Source organism: Bradyrhizobium sp. SZCCHNR1043 (assembly GCF_032489675.1).
In the GTDB taxonomy this organism is placed as follows: Bacteria; Pseudomonadota; Alphaproteobacteria; order Rhizobiales; family Xanthobacteraceae; genus Bradyrhizobium.
Window position 1 is genome coordinate 210,578 of sequence record NZ_JAUEYN010000010.1, and the last position, 25,936, is coordinate 236,513.

Here is a 25,936-nt window from a genome sequence, read left to right on the forward strand (position 1 = left end):
CGATCGTCGCGGAGATTCCAGCGCCTTTCCGACGCTCCACCAAAGCCTGCGCGATCCCGCGCGGCCGCAACGGAGAGCCGGTCACGAGCCGAGTGGCGCCTGTCAGGCGCCTCCTCGCAGAGACCGCCCGGGCACCAGGTCAGACACGGTATAGCCTGATACCGCACCCGTGACAGGGTGGGTATTCGATCCAGGCAAGCGTTTCGGCGCAATCTGGCCTTCGGCAACAGAGCAAGGCGGCACCCGCTGCCGCCCACGTATTCCAGACGGGCCGACGCTTGATGCGCCAGACTGAGTTGCCAACCATGACCAGCGGACGATCCGCGCCGATGCGGGGCCAGACCCCTGCCCGGCCAATCGCCCCGCCGGCATCAGGGTTGGCGCGGCGCGACCAGCTGCGTTTAGGCCTTCCCCTCACCCCCGAATCAGGTGGACCGTCGCGTCATCCGACAGCGCGCCACGCGCTCGCGGCCAATCGCGCCCGTCGCCTCCAAGAGTTCCAATATGCCCAACAAGATGTTGATCGATGCTACCCACCCGGAAGAGACCCGGGTCGTTGTCGTCCGCGGCAACCGCGTCGAGGAATTTGATTTCGAAACGGCCCAACGCAAGCAGCTCCGCGGCAACATCTACCTGGCCAAGGTTACCCGCGTTGAGCCCTCGCTGCAGGCCGCTTTCGTCGAGTATGGCGGCAACCGCCACGGCTTCCTGGCCTTCAGCGAAATCCATCCGGACTATTATCAGATCCCGGTCGCCGACCGGCAGGCTCTGATCGAGGCCGAGGAGCGCGCGCATCGCGAAGCCGAAGAGGAAAGCGAGAACCGCTCCAATCGCCGCCGCAACCGGCACCGCAGTTCGCGACGCCGCGGCAGCGGCGAACGGGTTCAGAGCGAGATCGTCGAGGCCGCCGAGGCAGGCCTCCCTGCCCAGACCCAAGGGCATGAGGCCGACCACGAGGCGCATGAGCACCACGCCTATGCGCAGGACGATCAGCCGCACGCCGACGCGACCGATCCCAGCGAGGCGCAGGGCTTCTCCGAGGGCCCGGTCAAGGCCCAGGGTCAGGACGCGCCGGGCGAAGCTCACCACGGTGCAGCCGACGAATCGCGCGACCAGGCCGACGAGCCGCATGATGCCGTCGCCGCGCAGGACCGTGTGGCGGCTGCGGAACAGCCCGCCGGCGAAGCCGCGGACACCGCGGTCGCGCAGAACGGCGACGCGACCTCTGCCGAGGCGGCCAGCCCCGCTGTCGCCGCCGAAGAGCACGACGAAGAATATGACCATGCAAGCCATGATCATGACGAGCATGGTCATGACGACCATGACGATCACGATCACGACGAACATGATCACCACGATGACGGCGCGCCCGTAGCCGAGCATGACGGCAACGGCGTCACGATCGTGCCGGGCGACGACAACGGCGCCGAATCCGGGTCCGGCGACCACGAGGACGACGAGGACGACGGCGAAGAGATCGAGGAAGAGCTCGTTGAATCCGTCGGCGGCGATGACGTGCTGGAAGAAGTGCCTGAGCGCACCTTCCGCCCGCGCCGCCAGTACAAGATCCAGGAGGTCATCAAGCGCCGCCAGGTGATGCTGGTGCAGGTCGTGAAGGAGGAGCGTGGCAACAAGGGCGCGGCGCTGACGACCTATCTGTCGCTGGCCGGCCGCTACGCCGTGCTGATGCCGAACACGGCGCGCGGTGGCGGCATCAGCCGCAAGATCACCTCGGCGCAGGACCGCTCGCGGCTGAAGGAAGTGGTGCAGGACCTCGACGTGCCCGAGGGCATGGGCGTCATCCTGCGCACCGCCGGCGCCAACCGCACCAAGCCCGAGATCAAGCGCGACTTCGAATATCTGCTGCGGCTGTGGGAAACGGTCCGCGACATGACCTTGAAGTCGCAGGCCCCGACCCTGGTCTACGAGGAAGGCTCGCTGATCAAGCGCTCGCTGCGCGACCTCTACAACAAGGAGATCGACGAAATCCTGGTGGCCGGCGAAGCCGGCTATCGCGAGGCGCACGACTTCATGAAGATGCTGATGCCGACCAACGTCCGGGCGGTGAAGCAGTATCGCGACGGCCAGCCGCTGTTCTCGCGCATGGGCGTCGAGAGCCAGCTCGACGCGATGTTCTCGCCGACCGTCCAGCTGCGCTCGGGTGGCTACATCGTGCTCAACCAGACCGAAGCGCTGGTCTCGATCGACGTGAACTCCGGCCGCGCCACGCGCGAGCATCACATCGAGGACACCGCGCTCAAGACCAATATGGAGGCCGCCGAGGAAGTGGCGCGCCAGCTCCGGCTGCGCGACCTCGCCGGGCTGATCGTCATCGACTTCATCGACATGGACGAGAAGCGCAACAACCGCTCCGTCGAGCGCAAGCTGTCGGACTGCCTGCGGCAGGATCGCGCGCGCATCCAGGTCGGCCGCATCTCGCATTTCGGCCTGCTGGAGATGTCGCGCCAGCGCATCCGCGCCAGCGTGCTGGAAAGCTCGACCGAGCCGTGCGCGCATTGCGGCGGCACCGGCCACGTGCGCTCGGTATCCTCGGTGGCGCTGCAGCTCTTGCGCAGCCTCGAAGAGACGCTGATGAAGGGCGCGACCCACAACCTCGTGGTCCGCACCCGCACCGAGGTGGCGCTCTACGTGCTCAACCACAAGCGCGGCCATTTGCGCGACCTCGAGAACAGCTTCAAAGTGTCGCTCGCGGTCATCGCCGATCCGACTGTGAGCGGCCAGCAATCCTTCATCATCGATCGCGGCGAGCAGGTGCATACGCTCGAGGCCGCCAAGGCGCTGCTCGCGGCGCAGGCCTCCGCGCCGCCGCTGGTGGCCGAGGAAGTCTTCGACGACGAGGAGACGTTCGACATCGAGACGGAATCCGAGGTCGAGACCGAGGAGACCGAAGGTCTGTCCGAGGACGCGGCCGACGGCAGCGCTGCCGACGGCGAGCGGGACGGCGCGCGCCGCAAGCGGCGACGGCGCCGGCGCGGCCGCGGCGGCGAGACCCGCGAGGGCACGCTGCCTGAAGGAACGGCCGGACTGCAGCCCGCAGAGCCGGGCCTTGCCGCCGAGCAGTCAGCCGAGGACTCCGACGGCGAAGACGACGAGTCGGAGGAACAGCCTGCGTTCGCCCAAGGCGAGCAGACGGATCAGCCTGGCGGCGAGCGGCGTCCGCGCCGGCGTGGACGCCGCGGCGGTCGCCGTCGGCGCGGTGGCGCGGAAGAAGGTCTCGCCGCGTCAATCGGCGACGAGCTAGCGCCGGCTTCGGCATCGGAGGCAGAAGCCGCCGTGGCCGATTTCGACGGCAATGGCGCTTCCCGCCACGACGAGGAAGAGCCGGCCGAACCCGCGGCGCCGGTCCATGCGGCGGCCGCAGCCGAGGCCGACGAGCCCATCGCTGACGCCTCCGTGCCCGTGCCCCAGGCTGCTCCTCGACAACCCGAAGTGCAGCAGACCGAGGCTCCGAAGACGGAATCCGAGAAGACCCCGCGCCGTTCGACGGTTCGCGAGAAGGTCAGCTTCCTCACCGAGCCCAGGCCCGAGAGCGCGGTTTCGGCCGTCAACGTCGCCGAGAGCAGCGCGCCCGCTCCGGCTGTCGACGTCGCTGCGTCCGAGCCGGTTGCCACCGAGCCGGCGGCCACCGATTCCTCGTCCCCTGCGGCCCCGCGCCGGGCCGGCTGGTGGTCCCGCCGTTTCGGTGGCGGGCAGTAAGCCCCCCGCTTTCCGACGCTTCAATGCAAAGCGCCCGGCCAGATGGCCGGGCGTTTTCATATGACGTTCTTCCATGGCACCGAATGCGCCGACCGGCGCCGACTTCATGACGATGGCGATGACGCCGAACACCGCATGCGCTGTACCGTCGATCACGTCCCGCGGCCGCTGACCGCGCTCGCCGCGCGCCATCAGCGCGAAGCCGAACGGGATCGCGAACGGCAGCACCTGCAGGATGTCGCCGCGCGCCAGCGCGCCGACGCCCTGCCCGCCCTACGCGAGCCAGCGGGCGATCCGGGAGGCGGCCTCGCGCATGTCCTCGGCCGAACGCGCATAGGAAAAGCGCACGAAGCTGCGGCCGTGGATCGGATCGAAGTCGACGCCCGGCGTGGCCGCAACATGGGTCTCCTCCAGCATCCGCTTGGCGAAGTCGAAGCTGTCGGAGGTGAAGTCGGACACGTCGGCATAGAGGTAGAACGCGCCGTCGGCCGGCAGAAAGCGGGTCAGGCCGGCCTTCGGGAAACCCTCGATCAGGATGCGGCGGTTCTCCTGATAACCGTGCTTGATGGTCTCCATTTCGGTCCGGCCGTCGAACGCCGCTTCCGCAGCGATCTGCGACAGGGTCGGAACCGAAATCGCGAGGTTCTGCTGCAGACGTTCGATCGGCCGCGCCAGCGCATCCGGCACCACCATCCAGCCGATGCGCCAGCCGGTCATGCAGAAGTACTTCGAGAACGAGTTGATGATCAGGGCCTCGCTCGACAGCTCCGCCGCCGTCACCGCCGGAAACGCGTAGTCCAGACCGTGATAGATTTCGTCGGAGATGAAGCGGATGCCCGCATCGCGCGCGGCTGCGATGACGCCGCCCAGCGCCTCACGCGACATCATGGTGCCGGTGGGATTGGCGGGACTTGCCACCAGCACGCCCTTGAGCGGCGTCTTGCGGTGAACGGCAAGCAGCGCCTCGCCGGTCAGGGCGTGACGGTTCTCCGCCGTGGTCTCGATCAGCACCGGCTCGCAGCCCAGCGCCGTCAGGATGTGGCGATAGGGCGGATAGCCAGGCACGGTCACGGCCACGCGATCGCCGGGCTCGAACATCGCCAGGAACGCGAGGATGAATCCGGCCGAGGATCCCGTCGTGATCACGATCCGCGCCGGATCGATCTCGCAAGCGTGCGTCTCGCGATAGTGCCGCGCGATTCGCTGTCGCAGCGACAGCAGGCCGAGCGCCGAGGTGTAATCGATGCGTGCCTGATCGAGCGCAGCGTGCGCGGCCGCGATGGCCGCTCGCGGCGCAGGCGCCGCAGGTTGGCCGACCTCCATGTGGATGACATGTCCGCCGCCCGCCTCGATCCGCTCGGCCGCAGCCATCACGTCCATCACCATGAACGGCGGAACATTGCTGCGCGCGGACGGCGCCGTCAGGTTGGCGATCCGCTGTTCCAATGTCGGTATCACTGTCGCATCCACCATCGATATCTGCTATTGACCCCGGCTGTTCGGACCCGCTCCGTGAACCGGTCGAGGTCAGCCCGTGGGCCTCATTCGCCGCAGATGAGCCGCATTCCGCCGTTTGGTGGGCAATAGCCCGTCTCGAGCCTCGCGCCAATTGCAAAGATCGCCTGATGTCGCTCCGTATCGTGCTTCGCAAGAAACTGTCCGGCGGGCTTGCCGCGGTCGTCGCTGCGGCCGTGACGCTGGCGCCGCTCGCGCCTGCGTCGGCGCAGCAAGGCAAGGGACCGCCGATCCTGCGCGACACCGAGACCGAGGTCCTGCTGCGTGAATATACGCGGCCGATCCTGCGCGTCGCCGGACTCGAAAAGCAGAACATCCAGATGGTCATCATCAACGATGCGTCCTTCAACGCGTTCGTTGCCGACGGCCGCCGCATCTTCGTCAATTACGGCGCCATCCTGCAGTCGGAAAATCCGAACCAGCTGATCGGCGTTCTCGCGCACGAGACCGGCCATCTCGCCGGCGGCCATCTCGCCAAGCTGCGCCAGCAGCTCGCCACCGCCCAGACCCAGATGATCATCGCCACTATTCTCGGCGCCGGCGCCCTCGCCGTCGGCGCCCGCGGCGGCGGCAGCGGCCTCGCCAATGCCGGCGCCGCGACGCTGTCCGCGCCGGGCGAGGTCATCCGCCGCTCGCTGTTGTCGTATCAGCGCCAGCAGGAGGAGAACGCCGACCGTGCGGGGGTGAAATTCCTCACTGCGGCAGCGCAATCGCCGAAGGGCATGTACGAGACGTTCAAGCGCTTCACCAATGAGAGCCTGTTCGCCGCACGGGGCGCCGACCCCTATCTGCAATCACATCCGATGCCGGCCGATCGCGTCGAGGCGCTCGAGGGCCTCGCGCGCCAGAGCCCTTATTGGGACAAGAAGGACGACCCCGCGCTGCAGCTCCGCCACGACATGGTCCGAGCCAAGATCTCGGCCTTCATGGAACGGCCGGACACGGTGGCACGGCGATATCCCTTGTCGGACACCAGCCTGCCCGCCCGCTACGCCAGGGCAATCTCCACCTACCTGCATGGCGACCTGCGCAGCGCCCTGAGCCAGATCGATGCCCTGATCCAGGTGCAACCCAACAACGCCTATTTCTACGAGGTCCGTGGCCAGGCCCTGCTGGAGGGCGGCCGCCCCACTGAGGCGATCGCCCCGCTGCGCAAGGCGGTGCACCTGTCCAATAACGCCCCGCTCATCGAGATGTTACTTGGTCAGGCCTTGGTGGCATCCGAGAACAAAGCCTACACTGACGAGGCGATCTCGATCCTGCGCGCGGCAGTCGCGCGCGAATCCGAGGCACCGCTCGGCTATTCCCAGCTCGCGATGGCCTATGGCCGCAAGGGCGACTATGCGGAGGCGGATCTCGCCTCGGCGCAGGCCGCCTTCCTGCGTGGCGACAACAAGACGGCGCGCGAGCTTGCCTCGCGTGCGAAAACCCGCTTCGCGGTGGGGTCGCCGGGCTGGGTCAAGGCCGACGACATCGTCACGGCAAAGCCGCTTTCCGGCCAGTAGTGTGTCGGACAGCGGGGGTTGGCGCCCGTTGAAGTTTTGAATTACTGCTATCATCCGATCCAGAATATCAAGATACCGATCACGACCATCGACAAGGACCCGATCATTTGACCCAGAGGACCTCCTTCATGCCGTCAGTCCGCACGCTCATTCCCGCGATGTTGCTCGCGCTCTCGCTCTGCGGCGTGCCTCAGCTCGCGTCGGCGGAGAGCTTCTCCGACAGCCAGCGTGGCGAGATCGAGACGATCGTTCGAAACTACCTGATCGCGCATCCCGAGGTGCTCGAAGAGGCGATGGCCGAGCTGCAGAAGCGCCAGACGGCGGCCGAGGCGGCCAAGCACGAGGCCAGCATCAGCAAGAACGCCGAGACGATCTTCAACTCGCCGCGCGGTGTCGTGCTCGGCAACAAGGATGGCGACGTCACCTTCGTCGAGTTCTTCGATTACAATTGCGGCTACTGCAAGCGCGCGATGGCCGACATGATGGACCTGATGAAGAGCGACCCGAAGCTGAAGGTCGTGCTCAAGGAATTTCCGGTGCTGAGCCAGGGCTCCGTCGAGGCCGCGCAGGTCGCGGTTGCCGTTCGGATGCAGGCCCCGCAGAAATATCTCGACTTCCACCAGAAGCTGCTCGGCGGCCGCGGCCAGGCCGACAAGGCCCACGCGCTCGCGGTGGCCAAGGAACTCGGCCTCGACATGGCCCGCGTCGAGAAGGACATGGCAAGCCCCGAGGCCAAGGCGACGATCGAGGAGAACTTCAAGCTCGCCGAGGAGATGGGCATGAACGGCACGCCGAGCTACGTGATCGGCAAGCAGGTCGTGATCGGCGCCGTCGGCGTCGAGGGCCTGCGCGAGAAGATCAGCACGGCCCGCTGCGGCAAGGCGAGCTGCTGAGCATATCTGTCAAAGCGTCTCGCCATCACGAGATCAATCGAAGGCCGGCTGTATCAGCCGGCCTTCTGCTTTTGCCGTGAGCCGGTGAAGAAGCAAGAGACCGGTGGCGCCGCCGCCCTCGCCTATCCCGTCAGCTTCATGCCGAGCCGGGTTCGAAGTGCCTCGCGGATGTGGCCGCGTGCAATCGCCTCGGCCCGATCGGGATCGCGGATCGCGATCGCCTCGATTAGCTCACCATGCTCGGCCGCGGCCGTTGCCTGACGTCCTTCGGCCGCAAACGTTGTGGTTCCCAGCAGCGCTGTCGCCACATGCATGTCCTCGAGGGCGGCATCGAGATAGCGGTTGCGCGCGGCGCGCTGGATCGCACCGTGCATCAGCCGATTCAGCCGCGCGAGCTCGACGGCGTCGCCCTCCCCACTGACGAAGCGCGCATGAATGTCGCGCAGCGCCGCGATCTCGGCCGGCACGGCATACTGTGCCGCGAGCCGGGCCGCAGCGCCTTCGAGAATCTCCCGCATCGCGTACAGCTCGAGGATTTCATTCTCGTCGAGACTTCGCACGATCAGGCCGCGGCCACCAGCCGGCTGCACCCACCCCTTGGCCACCAGCTTGCCGAAGGCCTCACGGACCGGCGTGCGGCTGACGTTCAGCTTCTGGGCGACCTCGTCCTCACGCAGTCGATCGCCGGAGCGATAGAGGCCGTTCTCCAGCGCATGGCACAGCGCACGAAATACCGCCTCGCCGAGAGAGACGTTGTCACGATCGATGGTGAGCGATGGCGATTCCGAGGACATGGGGTCACTGTCTCACAACCTTGTTCCGAACAATAGTATCTCTTGCATGTGTCCGTATACAATAGTATACGAACACATGCCTCCGCAGCCGGCACTTCAGCACTGTCCATCATCGCTAGGCCGACGGCTGGCATGCCGATGGCGTGGCTGTGCGGACGCACGCCGATCCAGGGCCTGCCGCCTTGCGTTCGCAAGGGCCTGCGATGACTGATCAGAGCGATATCGTCGACCATCCCGTGACCTACGACGTCGTCGTGGCCGGCGGCGGCAACGCGGCCCTCTGCGCCGCCATTGCGGCACGGCGAGCCGGGGCCTCGGTCATCGTGCTGGAGGCCGCCTCGAAGTTCTATCGCGGCGGCAATACGCGCCACACCCGCAACATGCGCTGCGCCCACGACGCGGCGACCGCGACGTTGAGCGGCCCCTACACCGAGGACGAGTTCTGGGACGATCTCCTGCGCGTCACCGAAGGCCAGACCAACGAGCAACTGGCGCGCCTGATGATCCGCGAGTCCAAGGACATGCTCGACTGGATCGTCGAACAAGGCGTGCGTTTCCAGCCCTCGCTCGGCGGGACGCTGAGCTTAGGACGGACCAACTCGTTCTTCCTGGGCGGCGGCCGGGCGATGCTCAATGCGCTGTATCTCACCGCCGAGCTCCTCGGCGTCGACGTGCGCTACGAGGCCGAGGTGGTGGGGCTGGAGATGGACGACGGCCGCTTCCGCGCGGCGATCGTGCAGCACGGCAACGGCAGGATGCGCATCGGCGGCAAGGCGCTGGTGGCGGCCGCGGGCGGCTTCGAATCCAACATCGACAAGCTGGTCGAGGGCTGGGGTGAGATCGCCCGTAACTTCCTGATCCGCGGCACGCCTAACAATCGCGGCGCGGTGCTGGACATGCTGCTCGGCGCCGGCGTCGACAGTATCGGCGACCCGACCCAATGCCATGCGGTGGCGATCGATGCGCGGGCGCCCAAATATGACGGCGGCATCATCACGCGGCTCGACTGCGTCGTGTTCGGCATCGTCGTCAACAACAACGCTGAGCGATTCTACGACGAAGGCGAGGATGTCTGGCCGAAGCGTTACGCCATCTGGGGCCGCCTGGTCGCGACCCAGCCGAACCAGATTGCCTACATCATCTTCGACGCGAAATCGGCGAACCTGTTCATGCCATCGCTCTACCCCGCGATCGAGGCGGCCAGCATCACCGAGCTCGCCGGCAAGCTCGACCTCGATCCCGACAAGCTGACCACCACCGTCGCGCAATTCAACGCATCGGTGCGCGACGGCAGCTTCAATCCCGACATCCTGGACGATTGTCGCACCGAGAACTTGGCGCCGCCCAAATCGCATTGGGCGCGCCGTCTCGATTCAGCGCCCTTCTACGCCTATCCGGTCCGGCCCGGCATCACCTTCACCTACCTCGGCGTGCGCGTCGATCAAGCGGCAAGGATGATGATGAAGGCCGGCGGGCCAGCCGACAACATGTACGCCGCCGGCGAGATCATGGCCGGCAACGTGCTCGGCCGCGGCTATGCTGCGGGCATCGGCATGACGATCGGCAGCGTGTTCGGCCGCATCGCGGGCCGGGGAGCAGCGACACATGCAGCGCAGTGAGGCGTTGACCGAGGCGGATCGGCTGATGACGATCTGCAATTCCTGCCGCTATTGCGAGGGCCTCTGCGCCGTGTTTCCGGCCATGGAGATGCGCCGCGCCTTCACCGGCGGCGACCTCAACTATCTCGCCAATCTCTGCCATGCCTGCGGCGCCTGCTACGTCGACTGCCAATTCTCGCCGCCGCACGAATTCGACGTTCGCGTCCCGTCCGTTCTGACCCGGGTACGGCACGAGAGCTACGCCGACTATGCCTGGCCGCGCGCGCTGGCGCCGCTGTTCAGGCGCAACGGCCTTGCCATATCGCTCATCGCGGTCATCAGCATGGCCGCGTTCGTCCTCGGCTTCGTGGCCTTCAACGATCCCGCCGCGCTGTTTGCAAGCCGGCACGGCCCGGGATCGTTCTACGCGCTCATGCCTCACAACACGATGGCGCTGTTGTTCGGCGCCGCCTTCCTGTGGGCCATCATCGCCATCATCATGGGCGCTCGGGCCTTCTGGAATGACATCGGCGAGCCGAGCTCGACCCTGACGCGCTCACGTCCGCTGCTGCGCGCCGTTCGCGACGCAGGCAGCCTGCGCTATCTCGATGGCGGCGGCGTCGGCTGCTACAACGAGGATGAGCGGCCGCGCGACACCCGGCGGTTCTATCACCATCTGACGTTCTGGGGCTTCGTGCTCTGCTTCGCATCGACCAGCGTCGCGACGCTCTATCACTATCTTCTGCACCGCGAGGCGCCCTATCCGTTGTGGGATCTACCCGTCGTGCTCGGCACGCTCGGCGGAATAGGCATCGTGGTCGGTCCGCTCGGACTCTACGCCGCCAAGCGCAGGCGTGAGCCGGCGATGATGGACGGCGGCAGCCGCGGCATGGATGTCGCGTTCTTGGCGATGCTCGTCCTCACCGGCGCGACCGGACTCGCTCTCCTCGTGCTTCGCGAGACCAGCACGATGGGCGTGCTGCTCGCGGTCCATCTCGGTGCGGTGTTCGCGATCTTCATCACGATGCCCTATGGCAAGTTCGTGCACGGCCTCTATCGATTCTTGGCGCTCCTCCGCTACGCGCGCGAACGTCACGGCGCGTAGCTCGTGCGAGGTCGCCATCAACGCGCAACTGATCGCCGTCGTCATGCAGCATTCATGACCCTGAGCATCCGTTCATAAAGTTGCGATCTGCGACATTTTTCCGGAACGATCGGAGACGCACGGAACGACTCCTACCTCCTGCCGTTGTCGGCGCGGGCAGTGCCAATACGAGGAGGATAGAGGATGACCAATCGCTTGATGGTATCAGTTGCTGCAATCGCGCTCCTGGCGGGTGCAGGTTTTGCTCATGCGCAGAGCGCCGGCGGTGCGGGCGGGGCAGTTGGACAGTCCGGCGGCATGAACGCGCCCGGCGGCACGATGCATCGCGACAGCGCCTCGCCTGCGGCCGGCGGCGCGTCCGACATGCGCTCCAGCCAGTCGGATCAGAAGTCTGGTGCGACCAAGGGCCAGCGCGCCGAGGAAGGCATGAAGGGTCCGACTGCCAAGGGCGCGACCTCCGAGAGCGACAAGGCGGGCTCCAAGAGCATGAAGGCCGAGAGCCGCGACAGCAAGAGCGGCACCAGCACGAACGCCGAAACCAAGACCGGCAGCGACCGGTCGCAGACCACCACCGGACTGGCCGGCGCCGGCGCCAAGCTCACGACCGAGCAGCGCACCAAGATCACCAGCGTGATCCGCAGCCAGCGCGTCGAGCCGGTGACCAACGTGAACTTCAACATCGCGGTCGGCACCCGGGTGCCGCGCGACGTTCACTTCCACCGGCTCCCGGCCGAAGTCGTGACGATCTATCCGGAATGGCGCGGATATGACTTCATCCTGGTTCGTGAGCAGATCATCGTAATCGATCCTCGCACGCACGAGATCGTCGCAGTTCTCGACGCCTGATCCCGACCAGGCAGGCGATGAGGACATGGGGCGGGCAGCAATGCCCGCCCCATTCTATTGCGCAAATCTATTGCACAAAGAGCACGCAAGGGCGATCACACGCAGCCCCGTGTAGCCCGGTGGACAAACCTGGTTAATCAGCGATTTCGCACACTTAAGACGGTTTTTTCGTGTGACGGACCAAGCCTCGAACGGCCGGCCTGGCTGCCGAAAGGCTTCCCCTTGGCGGCTTTGTTACCTATAACGCCGCCCACTGCCGCCACACCGCCGGGATGGGAATGGCCGACGCCGCTCACAACACGATCTATGTCCTCAACGGACCCAACCTCAACCTGTTGGGCACCCGCGAGCCGGAGACCTATGGCCACGCCACCCTCGCCGACGTGGAACGGCTCTGCGTCGAGACGGCTGCCCGCTTCGGCCTGGTGGCGGAGTGCCGGCAGTCCAACCATGAGGGCGTGCTGGTCGACTCCATCCATGAGGCCCGCAGCCGCGGTGTGGTCGGAATCATCCTCAATGCCGGCGCCTACTCTCATACCTCCATTGCCCTGCATGACGCGCTGATGGGGGTGAAGATCCCCACCGTTGAAGTGCACATCAGCAACATCCACGCTCGCGAGAGCTTTCGGCACCATTCTTTCACCGCGAAGGCGGCGTTTGCCTCGATCTGCGGCTTCGGCATCGACGGCTACCGGCTCGCGATCACTGGCCTCGCCGCCAAGATCGGCGCCAAAGCCGATACGCAGACCGACATCTAGCGCAAGCCTGACGTCACAGTCCTCACGCCACCCAACGTTCCGGATCAGATCATGGCGCCCCAGCCCGACGACAAGACCATCGCGAAATCCGAAGACAGCCAGCTCATTCGCGAGCTCGCAGCGCTGCTGGATGAGACCAGCCTGACCGAGATCGAGCTGGAGCGTGCCGGCCTTCGCATCCGCGTTGCCCGCAACGTGACCGTTGCGGCGGCCGTCCATTCGTCCATCGGAGCGGTCGCCGCTGGCGTTCCCCTGGTCGCAGCTGCGACGGCGGCAGCCGCCGGCGCGGACCTGTCCAAACATCCCGGCGTGGTGCCCTCGCCCATGGTCGGCACCGCCTATTGGGCGCCCGAGCCCGGCGCCAAGCCGTTCGTCGAGGTCGGCTCCAAGGTGTCGGTCGGTCAGACCCTGATGATCATCGAGGCGATGAAGACGATGAACCAGATTCCGTCACCGCGCGCCGGGACGGTGACGCAGATCCTGGTCGAGGACGGCCAGCCCGTTGAGTTCGGCGAGCCGCTGGTGATCATTGAATAATTGCGAGTAGCGAATGGCGAATAGCGAATAGCCGTCCGTTCCCTATTCGCTACTCCCTATTCGCTACTCGCCACTCGCGCCCGAGGCACCATGTTCGACAAGATCCTCATCGCCAATCGCGGCGAAATCGCCCTTCGCATCCTCAGGGCCTGCAAGGAGCTCGGCATCTCCACCGTCGCGGTGCATTCCACCGCCGACGCCGATGCCATGCATGTCCGCCTCGCCGACGAAAGCGTGTGCATCGGCCCGCCGCCGTCGAAGGACAGCTATCTCAACATCCCCGCGCTGCTCGCCGCCTGTGAGATCACCGGCGCCGACGCCGTGCATCCCGGCTACGGCTTCCTCTCGGAGAACGCGCGCTTCGCCGAGATCCTCGCCGACCACAACCTGCACTTCATCGGACCCAAGGCGGAACACATCCGCCTGATGGGCGACAAGATCGAGGCCAAGAAGACCGCCAAGCGGCTGGGCATTCCGGTCGTTCCCGGCTCCGACGGTGCGGTGACGCCCGACCAGGACGCGATGGCGATCGCCAAGGAGATCGGCTTTCCGGTGCTGGTCAAGGCGGCCGCCGGCGGCGGCGGCCGCGGCATGAAGGTCGCCCACACCGAGGCGGACCTGCAACTGGCGCTGACCACCGCGGCCAACGAGGCCAAATCCGCGTTCGGCGACGCTTCGGTCTATCTCGAGAAGTATCTGCAGAAGCCCCGCCACATCGAGATCCAGGTGCTCGGCGATGGCCGCGGCGGCGCGATCCATCTTGGCGAGCGCGACTGCTCGCTGCAGCGGCGCCACCAGAAGGTCTGGGAGGAAGGCCCCTCGCCGGTGCTCGACCCGGCCAGCCGCGCCAAGATCGGCGAGACAGTCGCCAAGGCGATGCAGGAGCTGAAATATATCGGCGTCGGCACCGTCGAATTCCTCTATGAGGACGGCGAGTTCTACTTCATCGAGATGAACACCCGCATCCAGGTCGAGCATCCCGTCACCGAGATGATCACCGGCATCGACCTCGTGCTGGAGCAGATCCGCATCGCGGCCGGCGGCGACCTGCCGATGACCCAGGACCAGGTTGTCATCAACGGCCACTCCATCGAGTGCCGCGTCAATGCGGAAAATCCCGTCACCTTCCGGCCATCGCCGGGCAAGATCCTGCAGTACCATCCGCCGGGCGGCCTCGGCGTCCGCATCGATTCGGCGGTCTATCAGGGCTACGTGATCCCGCCCTATTACGACTCGCTGGTCGGCAAGCTGATCGTCCACGGCAAGACCCGGGTCGAGTGCCTGATGCGGCTGCGGCGGGCGCTGGACGAGATGGTCGTCGACGGCATCGAGACCACCCTGCCGCTGTTCCGGGCGTTGGTGCGCGAGCCCGCCATCATCGATGGCGACTACCACATCCACTGGCTCGAGCAGTATCTCGCCGGCCAGAACGCGGACTGAGCAGCACCTGAAGAATCCCGCGGCCCGGCGGGAACTCTTCGGTCTGCACGACGTTCTGCTCTGTCGGCGGTTCCGCTGAGGGGGCAGGTATTTCAATCGGCATGCGAGTGAGCGGTGGCGCCTGAGATCAGACAGAGGCGCACGCTAGGACAAATCCTGCTGTTGTCGGCGGGATTCCTGGTGCTGGTCGTCGTCAGCACGGCCTCGGTGCTGCTGGTCAACAAGGCCCGCAGAGACAGCGCCTGGGTGGTGCACACCATCGAGGCGGAGAACCAGATCAATGCGCTGCTGCTCGAGGTCCGCCGCGCCGAGAGCGGCGCCCGCGCCTACCTGCTGACCCAGGGCCCGGATTTTCTCAGAGATCACGAAGCCGCCGTTGCCGCGATCCGGCCCGTGCTCGACAAGCTTGCGACGCTCCTCGCCGACAACCAGGCTCAGGTGGCGAACCTCGCCAGATTGCGCAGCATCATCGAGACCCGATTGGCGCAATTCGACCGGGAGAAGGCTCTCGTCGCGTCCGGCGATCTTCCCAGTGCGGTGGCCCTGGTGCGCGATGCCGCATCGATCGACAGCAGCACGACCATGCGTACCACCGCCGAGGCGATGCGCACCGAGGAGGAACGCCTGCTGGCGGTGCGAACCACCAATGCCGACGAAAGCCAGCAGCTCGCGACCATCGTCACTGTCGCCGGTTCGGCGCTGGTCGTCCTGCTCGCCGTCATCTCGCTGCTCCTTGTGCGCCGCTCGACCAGCGCCCGCGACGAGGCCGAGGCCAAGCTGCGCGAGAGCAACCTCAACCTCGAAGCCACCGTCGACGAGCGTACCGCCGACCTGCGCGAGGCCAATGAGGAGATCCAGCGCTTCGCCTACATTGTGAGCCACGATCTGCGCTCGCCGCTGGTCAACATCATGGGCTTCACCAGCGAGCTCGACGAGCTGCGCAGCGACATCTTCCGGCGCATCGCGGCGCTCGCGCGCGCGGTGTCCGACGCGCCGCCGCCGGCCGAAGGCACCGAGCCGGAGCTGGAAGGCGCCGACAAGCAGCTCTCGGAGGATTTCTCCGAGGCGCTGGGCTTCATCAAGTCCTCGATCGCAAAAATGGACCGGCTCATCACCGCCATCCTCAATTTGACCCGCGAAGGCCGCCGCGAGTTCGTGCCGGTGCGCATCGACACCCGCGAGCTGATCGAGGGCATCGTCTCGACGCTCGCGCATCAGGCTGCGGAAACCAACACCACCATCCGCGTGGAGCCGCTGCCCGCCATCGTCAGCGACCGCCTTGCGCTGGAGCAGATCTTCTCCAACCTGATCGACAACGCGATCAAATATCTGAAGCCCGGCGTTGCCGGCGACATCGCCATTCGCGCCCGCACCAAGCTCGGTTTCGCCATCTTCGAGATCACGGACAATGGCCGGGGGATTGATCCCAGGGATCACCAACGTATCTTTGATCTGTTCCGCCGCGCCGGGACCCAGGACCGTCCGGGTCAGGGGATTGGATTGGCGCATGTCCGTGCGCTGGTGCGCCGGCTCGGCGGAACCATGTCGGTCGCGTCGGAGCTCGACCAGGGCAGCACGTTCACCATCACGCTCCCGATCAACTGGAACGCCTCAACTCGGAACTCAGACCGATGACCATGCCCGTGACGATCATCATGATCGAGGACGACGAAGGCCACGCCCGCCTGATCGAGCGCAACATCCGCCGCTCGGGAGTCAACAACGAGATCAAGCCGTTCACCAACGGTACAGATGCCGTGAAGTATCTGCTGGGTGCTGACGGCACCGGCCTCGATCACAAGGGGCAAGCATTGCTGATCCTGCTGGACCTGAACCTGCCGGACATGACCGGCATCGACATCCTCAAGATGGTCAAGCAGAACAGCTTCCTGAAGAGCGCGCCCGTGGTCATCCTGACCACGACCGACGACTCGCAGGAGATCAAGCGCTGCTACGAGCTCGGCTGCAACGTCTACATCACCAAGCCGGTCAACTACGAAAGCTTCGCCAACGCCATTCGCCAGCTCGGTCTGTTCTTCTCCGTCATCCAGGTTCCGCCCGCCGCATGAGCTCCGCCGCCCCCACGCTGCTCTACATCGACGACGACGCGGCGCTGGCGCGGCTGGTCGAGCGCGGGCTCAAGCGATTGGGCTTCACGGTGGAACACGCCGCCGACGGCAGCTCGGGCTTGCAGCGGCTGGAGCGCGGCGGGATCGACGTCGTTGCGCTCGACCAGTACATGCCCGGCTTCGACGGGCTCGAGACGCTGGAGCGCATCATGGCGCTGCCCGAACCGCCGCCGGTGGTGTTCGTCACCGCCTCGCAGGATTCCAAGATCGCGGTCACGGCCCTGAAGGCGGGCGCAGCCGACTACCTCGTCAAGGACGTGCAGGGCGAGTTCGTCCCGCTGCTGCAGGTCGCAGCCGAAGGCGCGGTGCGGCAGGCACGGCTGCAGAAGGCCCGCGACGAGGCGGAGGCCGAAGTGCGGGCGTCACGCGACCGCTACGCGGCGCTGGCGGCCGAACGCGAGGTCCTGCTGCGCGAGGTCAATCACCGCGTCGGCAATTCGCTGCAGATCATCGCCTCGCTGCTGCATCTTCAGGCCAACTCCAGCACCCAGGACGACGTCAAGGCCGCGCTCACCAATGCGATGGGCCGCGTCGCCGCCGTGGCGCAGGTGCACCGCCGGCTCTACACGTCTCAGGATCTCAAGAGCGTGCTGCTCAACCAGTATCTGGATTCGCTGCTCGACGACCTGCGCCGCTCGGCCGAGGGCAACCGGATGTCGCGGCTGACCCTGAAGGCGGAGCCGGTCGAGATCGACCCGGATCGCGCGGTCGCGATCGGCATCGTCGTCAACGAGCTGGTCATGAACGCGGTCAAATACGCCTACCCCGATGGGCCGGGCCCGATCCATGTCGAGCTGAAGCTTGCAGGCGAGGACATCGTGCTGTCGATTGCCGACGACGGCGTCGGCCTCAACGCAACCAGCGATCCGCGCTCGACCGGAATGGGCCAGCGCATCGTCAGCGCCATGGCGACCAAGCTCGATGCCACCGTCGGCCCCGATCCGAGCCATGCCGGCACCAAGATCGTGGTCCGCTTCCGCCTCGAAAAAGATGCTCCCAAGCCCGCGGCTGCTGGGGTCGGCTGAGAGCCGACGCAGGCGGCACGCGACCATCGCGCACCCGACGTCGGCCTGCTATGCTGATCCCATGAATACGCGCGACTCTGCAGCGTCCGAGATCACGCCCGAGGTGCTGCTGCGTGCCTATGCCTGCGGCATCTTCCCGATGGCCGAAAGCGCCGACGACCCGACCTTGTTCTGGGTCGAGCCGGAGCTGCGCGGCGTCATTCCGCTCGACGGCTTTCGCGTCGCCTCGCGCCTTGCGCGCACGGTGCGATCGGACACCTTCACCGTGACCGTGAACCAGGCCTTCAAGGCGGTGATGGATGGCTGTGCCGAGCCGCAGCCCGGCCGCGAGGACACCTGGATCAACAAGCGTATCCGCGAGCTCTACAGCGGCCTCCACGCGCTCGGCCATTGCCACAGCGTCGAATGCTGGCAGGATGGCGAGCTGGTGGGCGGCCTCTACGGCGTCAGCCTGGGCCGCGCCTTCTTCGGCGAGAGCATGTTTCATCGCACCCGCGACGCCTCGAAGGTCGCGCTGGTGCATCTCGTCGCGCGGCTGATCGCAGGCGGCTTCGAGTTGCTCGACACCCAATACGTCACCGAGCACCTCAAGACCTTCGGCGCCGTCGAGATCCCGCGCCGGCGCTACACCGTGCTGCTCGAAAAGGCCCTGAGGGGACCGGCCGCCAATTTCGCCAGGCTGGCGGTCGATCGGCCGATGCCGGGTACCGAAGCATTGGCGATCATCGCCGCGCGCGGCTGAGACCCGCTATCTGAACACTCCGCCGAACGGTCCGCCCGCCTGGGGCGGCGGCGGTGGTGGCGGCACCTGCTGGGTCTGATATTGCTGCGGCGGCGATGGCGGCCTGGGAGCCGCCTGCCTCTGCTGCGGCGGCCGCTTCTGTGCCGGCTGCGCCGTGGGCGTGGGCTTCTGATCGGGGGCTGCGCTGACCACCGTGGTCTGCGGCTCTTTGCAGTCGACCAGCCAGATGTCGTAGATCGGGTGCTCGACGCCGTGCAGGCCGGGGCTGGCCGCGAACATCCAGCCCGAGAAGATGCGCTTCACCTCGCCCTGCAAGGTGATCTCGTCGACCTGCACGAACGCGTCGGTGTTGGCGGCCTCGGTGGCCGGCCTCGTGTAGCAGGCGTCGGTCTTCACCCGGAGCGCGCCGAACTGCACGGTCTCGCCGATGTCCTCGTCGAAATTGATGATGCGGCCGGTGATCTTGTCGAGCCCGGAGAAGCTCGCCTTCTTGTTCACGATCTTCTGCGCCGGCGGCTCGGTCACGACCTCGTCGCCCGGCTGGATGGTGGCCGGCGTCTGCGGCACCGCGCCGTTCGGCGGGATCGCCGCATTCTGGGGTGCGCCGCGAGCCGGTGCCTGCCGCTGACCGGGCGCAGCCTGGCCGGGCGGCGGCACGGCCGCGACTGGGGGATTGTTCTGTGGCAGGATCGTCGTTCCCGGCGGCGGCGCCAGCGGCTGGGATTGGACCGGGCCCGGCAGGGCGGCGCCCTGCCCTGGCGGCGGACGGGTCGGCGCCGGCAGCACCCGGCCCTGCGGCAGCTCCGGGACCTCCTCCTCTTCCTCGGGAGGCGGAATTGGCTCGCCACGGCGCGGAATGTTGCCCGGCGGGCGCGGAACGGGATCGGAGAAAATGGTACCGATCTGCGCGCGCGCCGGCACGGACAGCGTGAGGGATGTGGCGGCCAGCAATGCCGCGATACCGGTCAGGACGATTGTTCGGTGCATCTCGCGCGGCTTTATCAGGCGAATCGGGGTTCGGGACAATCAAATCGCGTCATGACCCATCCGCCGCTCTCGATCAGCCCTCCCGTTAACATGTCGAATACGGCGGGGGAAGGGCGAGCTGCCAGCGCTCCGCGTGCTGGTCAGCCGGTTCATCCAATGAGATAGTCGTGATCAAGAGCCGGATCGGAACCGGCGTCAAAGGGAAGGAAACCGATGTCTGATTCGATCCGTCTCGACGGCCGAGTGGCCGTCGTTACCGGCGCGGCCGGCGTCATCGGCGCCGCGACCATGCGGCTGCTGGCCGCACGCGGTGCCCGCATCGTCGCGGTGGACCGGCGCGAGGCCGATCTCGCCGCCGCGACGGCCGCCCTGCCCGCAAGCGCCGAGGCGCTCGCCGTGGCCGCCGACGTCACCGACGAGGACCAGGTCGCGGCTTATGTGCGACAAGCGTGCGATCGGTTCGGCACCATCGACGTGTTCTTCAACAACGCCGGCATCGAAGGCGAGATCAAGCCGATCACCGCCTATCCGCTGGAGGCGTTCCGTCGCGTGCTCGACGTCAACGTCGTCGGCGTCTTCCTCGGCCTCAAGCACGTGCTTCCGGTGATGCTGAAGCAGAACCGCGGCTCGATCATCAACACCGCCTCGATCGCCGGCCTGATCGGCTCGCCGCAGATCGCCGTCTACAGCGCCAGCAAGCACGCGGTCATCGGCTTGACCAAGAGCGCGTCCTGGGAGTGCACCGGGACTAATGTGCGTGTGAACTGCATCTGCCCCGGGCTGATCGAGAGCCGCATGCTGAGCGCGATCATCGAAGGGCGCAGCGGCGCCGCGGTTCCGGCCGACAAGGTGGTCGATCGCGTCCCCGCACGCCGACTCGGCCAGGGCGCAGAGGTCGCCTCGATCGTCGCCTTCCTCGCCTCCGACGATGCCAGCTACGTCTCCGGCGCCGCCTACACCGTCGATGGTGGCCGCACCGCCGCTTGACGTCCCCTCAACGCACAGGTCGATTGCAATGCCCGTTCAGCTCGATGCCGATGCCGCCGCCGTCTACAAGGCGTTCCAGGAGGGCGGTCGGCCGGCCTATGAGACGCTGACACCGCAGGAGGCGCGGGACTACTATCTGGCCGCGCGCGTCGTGAGCAATCCCGAGCCGCCCGAGCTTGCGGACGTCAAGGACCTCGCCATCCCTGCCCCGCATGGCGCAATCCCGGCACGGCTCTATCGGCCAAGGGCGGTGCGGCAGACCAACGGTCTTGCGCCGGGATTGGTGTTCTATCACGGCGGCGGCTGGGTGATCGGCAATCTGGATTCGCATGACGTGGTATGCCGCGCGCTGGCGCACGAAGGCGAACTGATCGTGATCTCGGTCGACTACCGCCTCGCGCCCGAGCACAAGTTTCCGGCTGCGGTCGACGACGCCGTCGCGGCCATACGATGGATCGCCGACAATGCCGCCGCGCTCGGCATCGATGCCGCCAGGCTCAGCGTCGGCGGCGATTCCGCTGGCGGCAATCTCGCCGCCGTCGTCGCACTCTCGGCGCGTGACGGCAACGGCCCGAAGCTCTCAGGCCAGGTGCTGATCTATCCGGCCACCGACTTCACGATGAGCCATCCCTCCCACAGCGAGCCCGAGACCAGCGTGCTGCTGACGCATTCGGTCATCCGCTGGTTTCGCGACCATTATCTCAACAGCGTCGCCGACATTCACGATTGGCGGGCCTCGCCGGCGAAGGCGGGAAGCCTGGTGGGGCTACCGCCCGCTTATGTGCTCACCGCCGGCGCCGATCCGCTGCGCGACGAAGGCGACGACTACGCGCGGCGCCTGCGCGAGGCCGGCGTGGCGGTGACCTACCGAACGCATCCCGGCCAGTTCCACGGCTTCTTCACGATGGGCAAGCTGTTGGACCAGGCCAATGTCGCGGCGCGCGACATCGGCGTCTGGCTGAAGCAGCTCGACCGGCCCGGCGGCATCTGAGCGTTACCGCGCTGAGCTCAGAACGCAACGACCCGCGAGTTCGCGGGTCGTGCTCACATGCGGCCGAAGTCGTCTCGTGTGAGATCGGCTTGCTCGCGCTCGAGCAGCAGCTACATCCCGTGCAAGCCGGGCGGGACGACTGGACAGCTCACATCTCATTCCTCGCAGCAGGAGACTCCCGCATGAAGACCGTGAACCTCGCCGACAAGCTGAGCCAATTCTCAGGCCATTGGGACCCGCACGTGATCGCGGACTACAACGACAATGACGTGATGGTCGTGAAGTTCATGGGAGAATTCCCGTTCCATAAGCATGACACGACGGATGACTTCTTCCTGGTCCTGGAAGGCGAGATGGAGATGGACATTCAGGGACAGCCTTCGCGGACGGTGAAGGCCGGCGAGTTGTTCGTCGTCCCCAAAGGGGTCGTCCACCGGCCGCGCGCGGCCAAAGAGGTCAAGGTGCTCCTGATCGAACCCAAGGGCGAACCGAACTCCGGCGACTCCGACAGGGTGCCCGCGCCCAAGCCGCGCATCTGACTCGCCGGAAGACGTCAGAGCTTCGGGACTCCGCGAGCTTGAGATATCATTCAGAGCGGACAGGTGAGCAGGATGAACATTGAGCCAACTCTGGAGATTGCGCTGGCTTGGTTCAAGCCCGAAGAGTGGGAGGATATCAGGCGGATCTGTCCAGATCTGCACGACACCTACGAAGAATGGCTGGCCAGCGCTCAGGAGGTCATCGACACGATCGGCAGTCGCTCGGACGAGCGGATCGTGAAAGTGATCCTGACCGCGGCCGAGCTTCGGAAATGGCAACGTGCGACCGGGCGCAAAGTCGATGGCAGGGTTCGCTCACAGCTTGCCGCCAGGGGCGGCGCGCAAGATCCGCAACGAGCCCCCACAGCCGGCTCCCGAGCCCCGTTCTGGCTCAGAAGGCGGTCGCTGACGTTTGTCGCTCAGTTCGCTCAGTTCGCTCAGGCGGGCCACGGCAAGTTCTGAGGGCGCAACGGCCGCCCATGCAGCGGACGAAGCGGAGCATCGCCGAAATGTCCGCTGTTTTTGCGCTGCAACCGAGATAGTGTCCCGTCGCCCCGCAAGGACGGCTTGTGGCCGTCTGGCAGGCCCCTCCTCCGATAGGATCGCCCCGATGTTCGACCGCTTGACCCGCCAGCCCGATGATCCCCTGCTCGCTCTGATCGGCATCTTCAAAGCCGATCCGAGGCCGGACAAGGTCGATCTCGGCGTCGGCGTCTATCGCGACGAGGCCGGCCATTCGCCGATCTTCCGCGCTGTGAAAGCTGCGGAGCGCATCATCTGGGAGAGCCAGGACAGCAAGAGCTATGTGGCGCCGGAAGGCGACCAGCGCTTCCTCGACCTGTTGTGGTCGCTCGTCGGCGGCCCCGCGCCATCGGTCCATGCCGCAGGCGTGCAGACTCCGGGCGGCTCGGGCGCGCTCCGCCTCGCCGCCGATCTGATCCGGCAGGCCGGCACCGGCAAAATCTGGCTCGGCCTGCCGAGCTGGCCCAACCACGCCGGCATCTTCGCCGCGGCGGGGCTCGAGGTCGAGACCTATCCATACTTCGACGTGCCATCGCAGACCCTGCAGCTCGACAGCATGCTCGACGCGTTGCGGCGCGCTCAGCCGGGCGATGCCGTCCTGATCCATGCCTGCTGCCATAACCCGAGCGGCGCTCCCCTCAGCGCCGACGACTGGACGCGGATCACCGCCATGATCACAGCGCGCGGCCTCGTGCCGCTGATCGATTCCGCCTATCAGGGCTTCGGCGCCGGCATCGACGGCGATGCGGCCGGTCTGCGGATGCTGATCGCGGCCGCCCCCGAGGCGCTCGTCGCAGTGTCCTGCTCGAAGTCGTTCGGACTCTATCGTGAGCGCACCGGTGCTCTTTACGCCGTCGCGGCATCGCAGGCGGCGGCCGACACCGCGCGCTCCAATCTCGTCGCGATCGCGCGCACCAGCTATTCGATGCCACCGGACCATGGCTCGGCGATCGTGAAGACCATTCTCGGCAGCCCCGATCTGCGCCGCGACTGGGCCGAGGAGTTGGAGTCGATGCGGCTGCGCCTAGCGACGCTGCGCCGCTCCTTTGCCGAGGCGCTCGGCGGCCGCTGGTCGAACACCGTCGCCATCGGCGTGCAGGAAGGCATGTTCTCGCTGCTGCCACTTACCCCGGCGGAGGTGCTGACCCTGCGTGAGAAGAGCGGCGTCTACATGCCCACCTCGGGCCGCATCAATGTCGCCGGCCTGAAGCTGTCAGACGTGACGCGCGTCGCCGGCCTGTTCAAGTCGCTTTGAGCGAGCGCGGGCGAGGAATGACAGCGTGACCGAGATCGTCCAGGAACGGCACAAGCTCTACGAAGACGCAATGGCCCTGACGCTCGGCACGCTGTTCGTCTCGCTGGGCATGCTCATCTACAGCAAGACGGTGCTGCTGGTCGGCAGCACCGCCGGCCTGTCGTTGCTGCTGAGCTATATCAGCGGCTACGGCTTCGGCTTGAGCTTCTTCCTGCTCAACCTGCCCTTCTACGTGCTGGCCGTGAAGCGCATGGGCTGGCCGTTCACGATCCGCACCTTCCTGGCGGTCGGGCTTGTGGCGCTGTTCTCGCGCCTGACGACGTCCTGGGTGGAGATTGCGTGGATCGAGCCGATCTATGCCACCATCATCGGCGCCGGCCTGACCGGCACAGGGCTGCTGATGCTGTTCCGCCATCGCACGGGCCTCGGCGGCATCAACATCCTGGCGCTGTATCTGCAGGAGCACTGGAAGATCCGCGCCGGCTATTTCCAGCTCGCCGTCGATTTCCTCATCATGATCGCCGCATTCTTCGTCATCCCCGTGAACCGGCTGGCGCTGTCGATCATCGGCATCGTGATCGTCAACGTCATCATCGCGATCAACCACAAGCCGGGGCGCTACATGGCGCTGAGCTGAGCGGCCGAGCTCCAACCGCAAGGTCGATCTGCTCTCGTATAGCCCCACCGTGACACGCGCCGGATGCCGCATGGGTGCGCTGCACCTTGCCAGACGGCGCATTCCGTGGGATGAAAGCTCTGGTATGCCAGCAACCGAGGCAATGGGTTACCGCCTCCGTCCGCCCGTCCGGGGCGCCTGACGGGCTCTTCGGTGCGGCTGGATCGCCAACAAGAAACGCGAACGCAAAATCTCGAACCGATCTCTGGGGACGACCAAGGTATGGCACGCAACATTCTCATTCTCGGGGCCTCCTACGGCTCCCTCCTCGGCACCAAGCTGCTGATGGCCGGCCACAACGTGACGCTGGTCTGCCGTAAGAAGACCGCCGAGCTGATCAACCGCGACGGCACGGAGGTCCGCATCAAGCTGCGCGACGAGCCGGCGCATCGCTCGATCTTCTCGCGCGACCTGCCGGGCAAGCTCGACGCCGCCACGCCGGATAGCGTCGACCTGTCGCGCTACGACCTGGTTGGTCTTGCGATGCAGGAGCCGCAATACACCAACCACACCATCCGCGTGCTGATGGTGAAGATCGCCGAGGCCGGGCTGCCGTGCCTGTCGATCATGAACATGCCGCCGCTGCCCTATCTCAAGCGCATCCCGGCGCTCGCCAACGTCGACCTCGACGAGGCCTACACCAACCCCGCGGTGTGGGAACGCTTCACGCCCGGGCTGGTCACGCTGTGCTCGCCGGATCCGCAGGCCTTCCGTCCGCCGGAGGAAGCCGCCAACGTGCTGCATGTCGGCCTGCCGACCAACTTCAAGGCCGCCGCCTTCGAGGACGAAAAGCACAATGCGCTGCTGCGTGAGCTGGAGCGCGACATCGACGCGGTCAGGCTCGACGGCCAGGACGTGCCGGTGAAGCTGAAGGTGTTCGACTCGCTGTTCGTGCCGCTGGCGAAGTGGTCGATGCTGCTCACCGGCAACTATCGCTGCATCACGCGCGGCGAGCCGCAGGCCATCCGTGATGCCGTTCATGGCAATCTCGCCCAGTCGAAATCGATCTACGAGCACGTCGATGCCATCGCGCGCAAGCTCGGCGCAGATCCGAGCGACCAGGTGCCGTTCGAAAAATACGCCAAGGCGGCCGAGAGCCTGCTCAAGCCGTCGTCGGCCGCGCGCGCCGTCGCCGCGGGCGCGCCGTTCATCGAGCGCGTCGACCTTCTGGTGAAGCTGATCTCGCAGCAGCTCGGCATGCCCAATGCCGAGATCGACCAGACGGTGCAGACCGTCGACTTCAAGCTCAACGAGAAGATCGTGGTCGGCGGCTCCAGCGCGCAGTGAAGCGCAGGCGCCGACATCGTCCGTAACCAGATGTGACTTTGCATGAACGCGCGGCCAACGCATGGTTCGCGCGTTCATTGATTCACAG

General features: G+C 66.3%; 23 protein-coding genes and 1 pseudogene. 20 read left to right on the forward strand and 4 right to left on the reverse strand.

Annotation, left to right across the window (positions count from 1 at the left end; all coding sequences use genetic code 11):
- Positions 1-504 precede the first annotated feature (504 nt).
- Positions 505-3,717 (forward strand): Rne/Rng family ribonuclease, encoded by a 3,213-nt coding sequence (locus QX039_RS19090; RefSeq protein WP_409998873.1) that lies wholly within the window; start codon positions 505-507, stop codon positions 3,715-3,717.
- Between the two features lie 72 nt (positions 3,718-3,789).
- Here QX039_RS19090 and QX039_RS19095 read toward each other — a convergent pair.
- Together QX039_RS19095 and QX039_RS19100 are read right to left on the reverse strand one after the other, a co-directional pair.
- Positions 3,790-3,978 (reverse strand): annotated as a pseudogene (locus tag QX039_RS19095) (cation:dicarboxylate symporter family transporter); the annotation flags it as partial.
- 12 nt (positions 3,979-3,990) lie between these two features.
- The gene (locus QX039_RS19100; RefSeq protein ID WP_315772226.1) at positions 3,991-5,190 is read right to left on the reverse strand and encodes a pyridoxal phosphate-dependent aminotransferase; all 1,200 of its coding nucleotides are present in this window, start codon (positions 5,188-5,190) and stop codon (positions 3,991-3,993) included.
- A 152-nt stretch (positions 5,191-5,342) separates the two neighbouring features.
- Between QX039_RS19100 and QX039_RS19105 the strand changes: the two genes are divergently transcribed.
- On the forward strand, positions 5,343-6,737 hold the full coding sequence (locus tag QX039_RS19105) for a M48 family metalloprotease (RefSeq protein WP_315772228.1): 1,395 nt from the start codon (positions 5,343-5,345) through the stop codon (positions 6,735-6,737).
- A gap of 128 nt (positions 6,738-6,865) precedes the next feature.
- On the forward strand, positions 6,866-7,630 hold the full coding sequence (locus QX039_RS19110) for a DsbA family protein (protein WP_315772229.1): 765 nt from the start codon (positions 6,866-6,868) through the stop codon (positions 7,628-7,630).
- Positions 7,631-7,752: 122 nt separating this feature from the next.
- Here QX039_RS19110 and QX039_RS19115 read toward each other — a convergent pair whose 3' ends face one another.
- A complete protein-coding gene (locus QX039_RS19115) occupies positions 7,753-8,424 on the reverse strand; it encodes a GntR family transcriptional regulator (RefSeq protein ID WP_315772230.1) in 672 nt (223 codons plus the stop codon).
- A 203-nt stretch (positions 8,425-8,627) separates the two neighbouring features.
- On the opposite strand from QX039_RS19115, the gene tcuA reads away from it, so the two are divergent.
- From tcuA to aat, 10 genes are all read left to right on the forward strand, one after another.
- Positions 8,628-10,043: an FAD-dependent tricarballylate dehydrogenase TcuA gene (gene tcuA, locus QX039_RS19120; RefSeq protein ID WP_315772232.1), complete on the forward strand. Its 1,416-nt coding sequence runs from the start codon at positions 8,628-8,630 to the stop codon at positions 10,041-10,043.
- Positions 10,030-11,127 (forward strand): tricarballylate utilization 4Fe-4S protein TcuB, encoded by a 1,098-nt coding sequence (tcuB, locus tag QX039_RS19125; protein ID WP_315772234.1) that lies wholly within the window; start codon positions 10,030-10,032, stop codon positions 11,125-11,127. The genes tcuA and tcuB overlap by 14 nt, the downstream gene beginning before the upstream one ends.
- A 183-nt stretch (positions 11,128-11,310) precedes the next feature.
- Positions 11,311-11,973 (forward strand): DUF1236 domain-containing protein, encoded by a 663-nt coding sequence (locus QX039_RS19130; protein WP_315772236.1) that lies wholly within the window; start codon positions 11,311-11,313, stop codon positions 11,971-11,973.
- 278 nt (positions 11,974-12,251) lie between these two features.
- Positions 12,252-12,731, forward strand: coding sequence for a type II 3-dehydroquinate dehydratase (gene aroQ, locus QX039_RS19135; RefSeq protein WP_315755619.1), 480 nt, complete (start codon positions 12,252-12,254; stop codon positions 12,729-12,731).
- Between the two features lie 51 nt (positions 12,732-12,782).
- The gene (gene accB, locus QX039_RS19140) at positions 12,783-13,268 is read left to right on the forward strand and encodes an acetyl-CoA carboxylase biotin carboxyl carrier protein (RefSeq protein ID WP_315737772.1); all 486 of its coding nucleotides are present in this window, start codon (positions 12,783-12,785) and stop codon (positions 13,266-13,268) included.
- Positions 13,269-13,358: 90 nt separating this feature from the next.
- The gene (gene accC / locus QX039_RS19145; RefSeq protein WP_315737771.1) at positions 13,359-14,708 is read left to right on the forward strand and encodes an acetyl-CoA carboxylase biotin carboxylase subunit; all 1,350 of its coding nucleotides are present in this window, start codon (positions 13,359-13,361) and stop codon (positions 14,706-14,708) included.
- A 114-nt stretch (positions 14,709-14,822) separates the two neighbouring features.
- Positions 14,823-16,343, forward strand: a complete 1,521-nt coding sequence (locus QX039_RS19150) for a sensor histidine kinase (protein WP_315737770.1) — start codon at positions 14,823-14,825, stop codon at positions 16,341-16,343.
- A complete protein-coding gene (locus QX039_RS19155; RefSeq protein WP_315737769.1) occupies positions 16,340-16,777 on the forward strand; it encodes a response regulator in 438 nt (145 codons plus the stop codon). The genes QX039_RS19150 and QX039_RS19155 overlap by 4 nt, the downstream gene beginning before the upstream one ends.
- Positions 16,774-17,862 carry a sensor histidine kinase gene (locus QX039_RS19160; protein WP_315737768.1) on the forward strand — a complete coding sequence of 363 codons (1,089 nt, stop codon included), beginning with the start codon at positions 16,774-16,776 and terminating at the stop codon, positions 17,860-17,862. The genes QX039_RS19155 and QX039_RS19160 overlap by 4 nt, the downstream gene beginning before the upstream one ends.
- A 61-nt stretch (positions 17,863-17,923) precedes the next feature.
- Complete coding sequence (gene aat / locus QX039_RS19165) at positions 17,924-18,604, forward strand: leucyl/phenylalanyl-tRNA--protein transferase (RefSeq protein ID WP_315737767.1); 681 nt, start codon at positions 17,924-17,926, stop codon at positions 18,602-18,604.
- Between the two features lie 6 nt (positions 18,605-18,610).
- Here the strand turns inward: aat and QX039_RS19170 are convergent, their stop codons facing one another.
- A complete protein-coding gene (locus tag QX039_RS19170) occupies positions 18,611-19,591 on the reverse strand; it encodes a DUF2155 domain-containing protein (protein WP_315737766.1) in 981 nt (326 codons plus the stop codon).
- A 213-nt stretch (positions 19,592-19,804) separates the two neighbouring features.
- Here QX039_RS19170 and QX039_RS19175 point away from each other — a divergent pair, with 213 nt between their 5' ends.
- The 7 genes from QX039_RS19175 (at position 19,805) to QX039_RS19205 (ending at position 25,848) form a co-directional block, all read left to right on the forward strand.
- The gene (locus tag QX039_RS19175; protein WP_315712210.1) at positions 19,805-20,578 is read left to right on the forward strand and encodes an SDR family oxidoreductase; all 774 of its coding nucleotides are present in this window, start codon (positions 19,805-19,807) and stop codon (positions 20,576-20,578) included.
- Positions 20,579-20,606: 28 nt separating this feature from the next.
- Complete coding sequence (locus tag QX039_RS19180; RefSeq protein WP_315737765.1) at positions 20,607-21,569, forward strand: alpha/beta hydrolase; 963 nt, start codon at positions 20,607-20,609, stop codon at positions 21,567-21,569.
- A gap of 182 nt (positions 21,570-21,751) precedes the next feature.
- Positions 21,752-22,108 carry a cupin domain-containing protein gene (locus QX039_RS19185; RefSeq protein ID WP_315737764.1) on the forward strand — a complete coding sequence of 119 codons (357 nt, stop codon included), beginning with the start codon at positions 21,752-21,754 and terminating at the stop codon, positions 22,106-22,108.
- A gap of 72 nt (positions 22,109-22,180) precedes the next feature.
- Positions 22,181-22,570 (forward strand): hypothetical protein, encoded by a 390-nt coding sequence (locus QX039_RS19190; protein ID WP_315737763.1) that lies wholly within the window; start codon positions 22,181-22,183, stop codon positions 22,568-22,570.
- Positions 22,571-22,718: 148 nt separating this feature from the next.
- On the forward strand, positions 22,719-23,885 hold the full coding sequence (locus QX039_RS19195) for an amino acid aminotransferase (protein ID WP_315737762.1): 1,167 nt from the start codon (positions 22,719-22,721) through the stop codon (positions 23,883-23,885).
- A gap of 25 nt (positions 23,886-23,910) precedes the next feature.
- On the forward strand, positions 23,911-24,522 hold the full coding sequence (locus QX039_RS19200) for a YitT family protein (protein WP_315737761.1): 612 nt from the start codon (positions 23,911-23,913) through the stop codon (positions 24,520-24,522).
- A gap of 261 nt (positions 24,523-24,783) precedes the next feature.
- Complete coding sequence (locus tag QX039_RS19205; protein ID WP_315737760.1) at positions 24,784-25,848, forward strand: ketopantoate reductase family protein; 1,065 nt, start codon at positions 24,784-24,786, stop codon at positions 25,846-25,848.
- Positions 25,849-25,936: the final 88 nt, after the last annotated feature.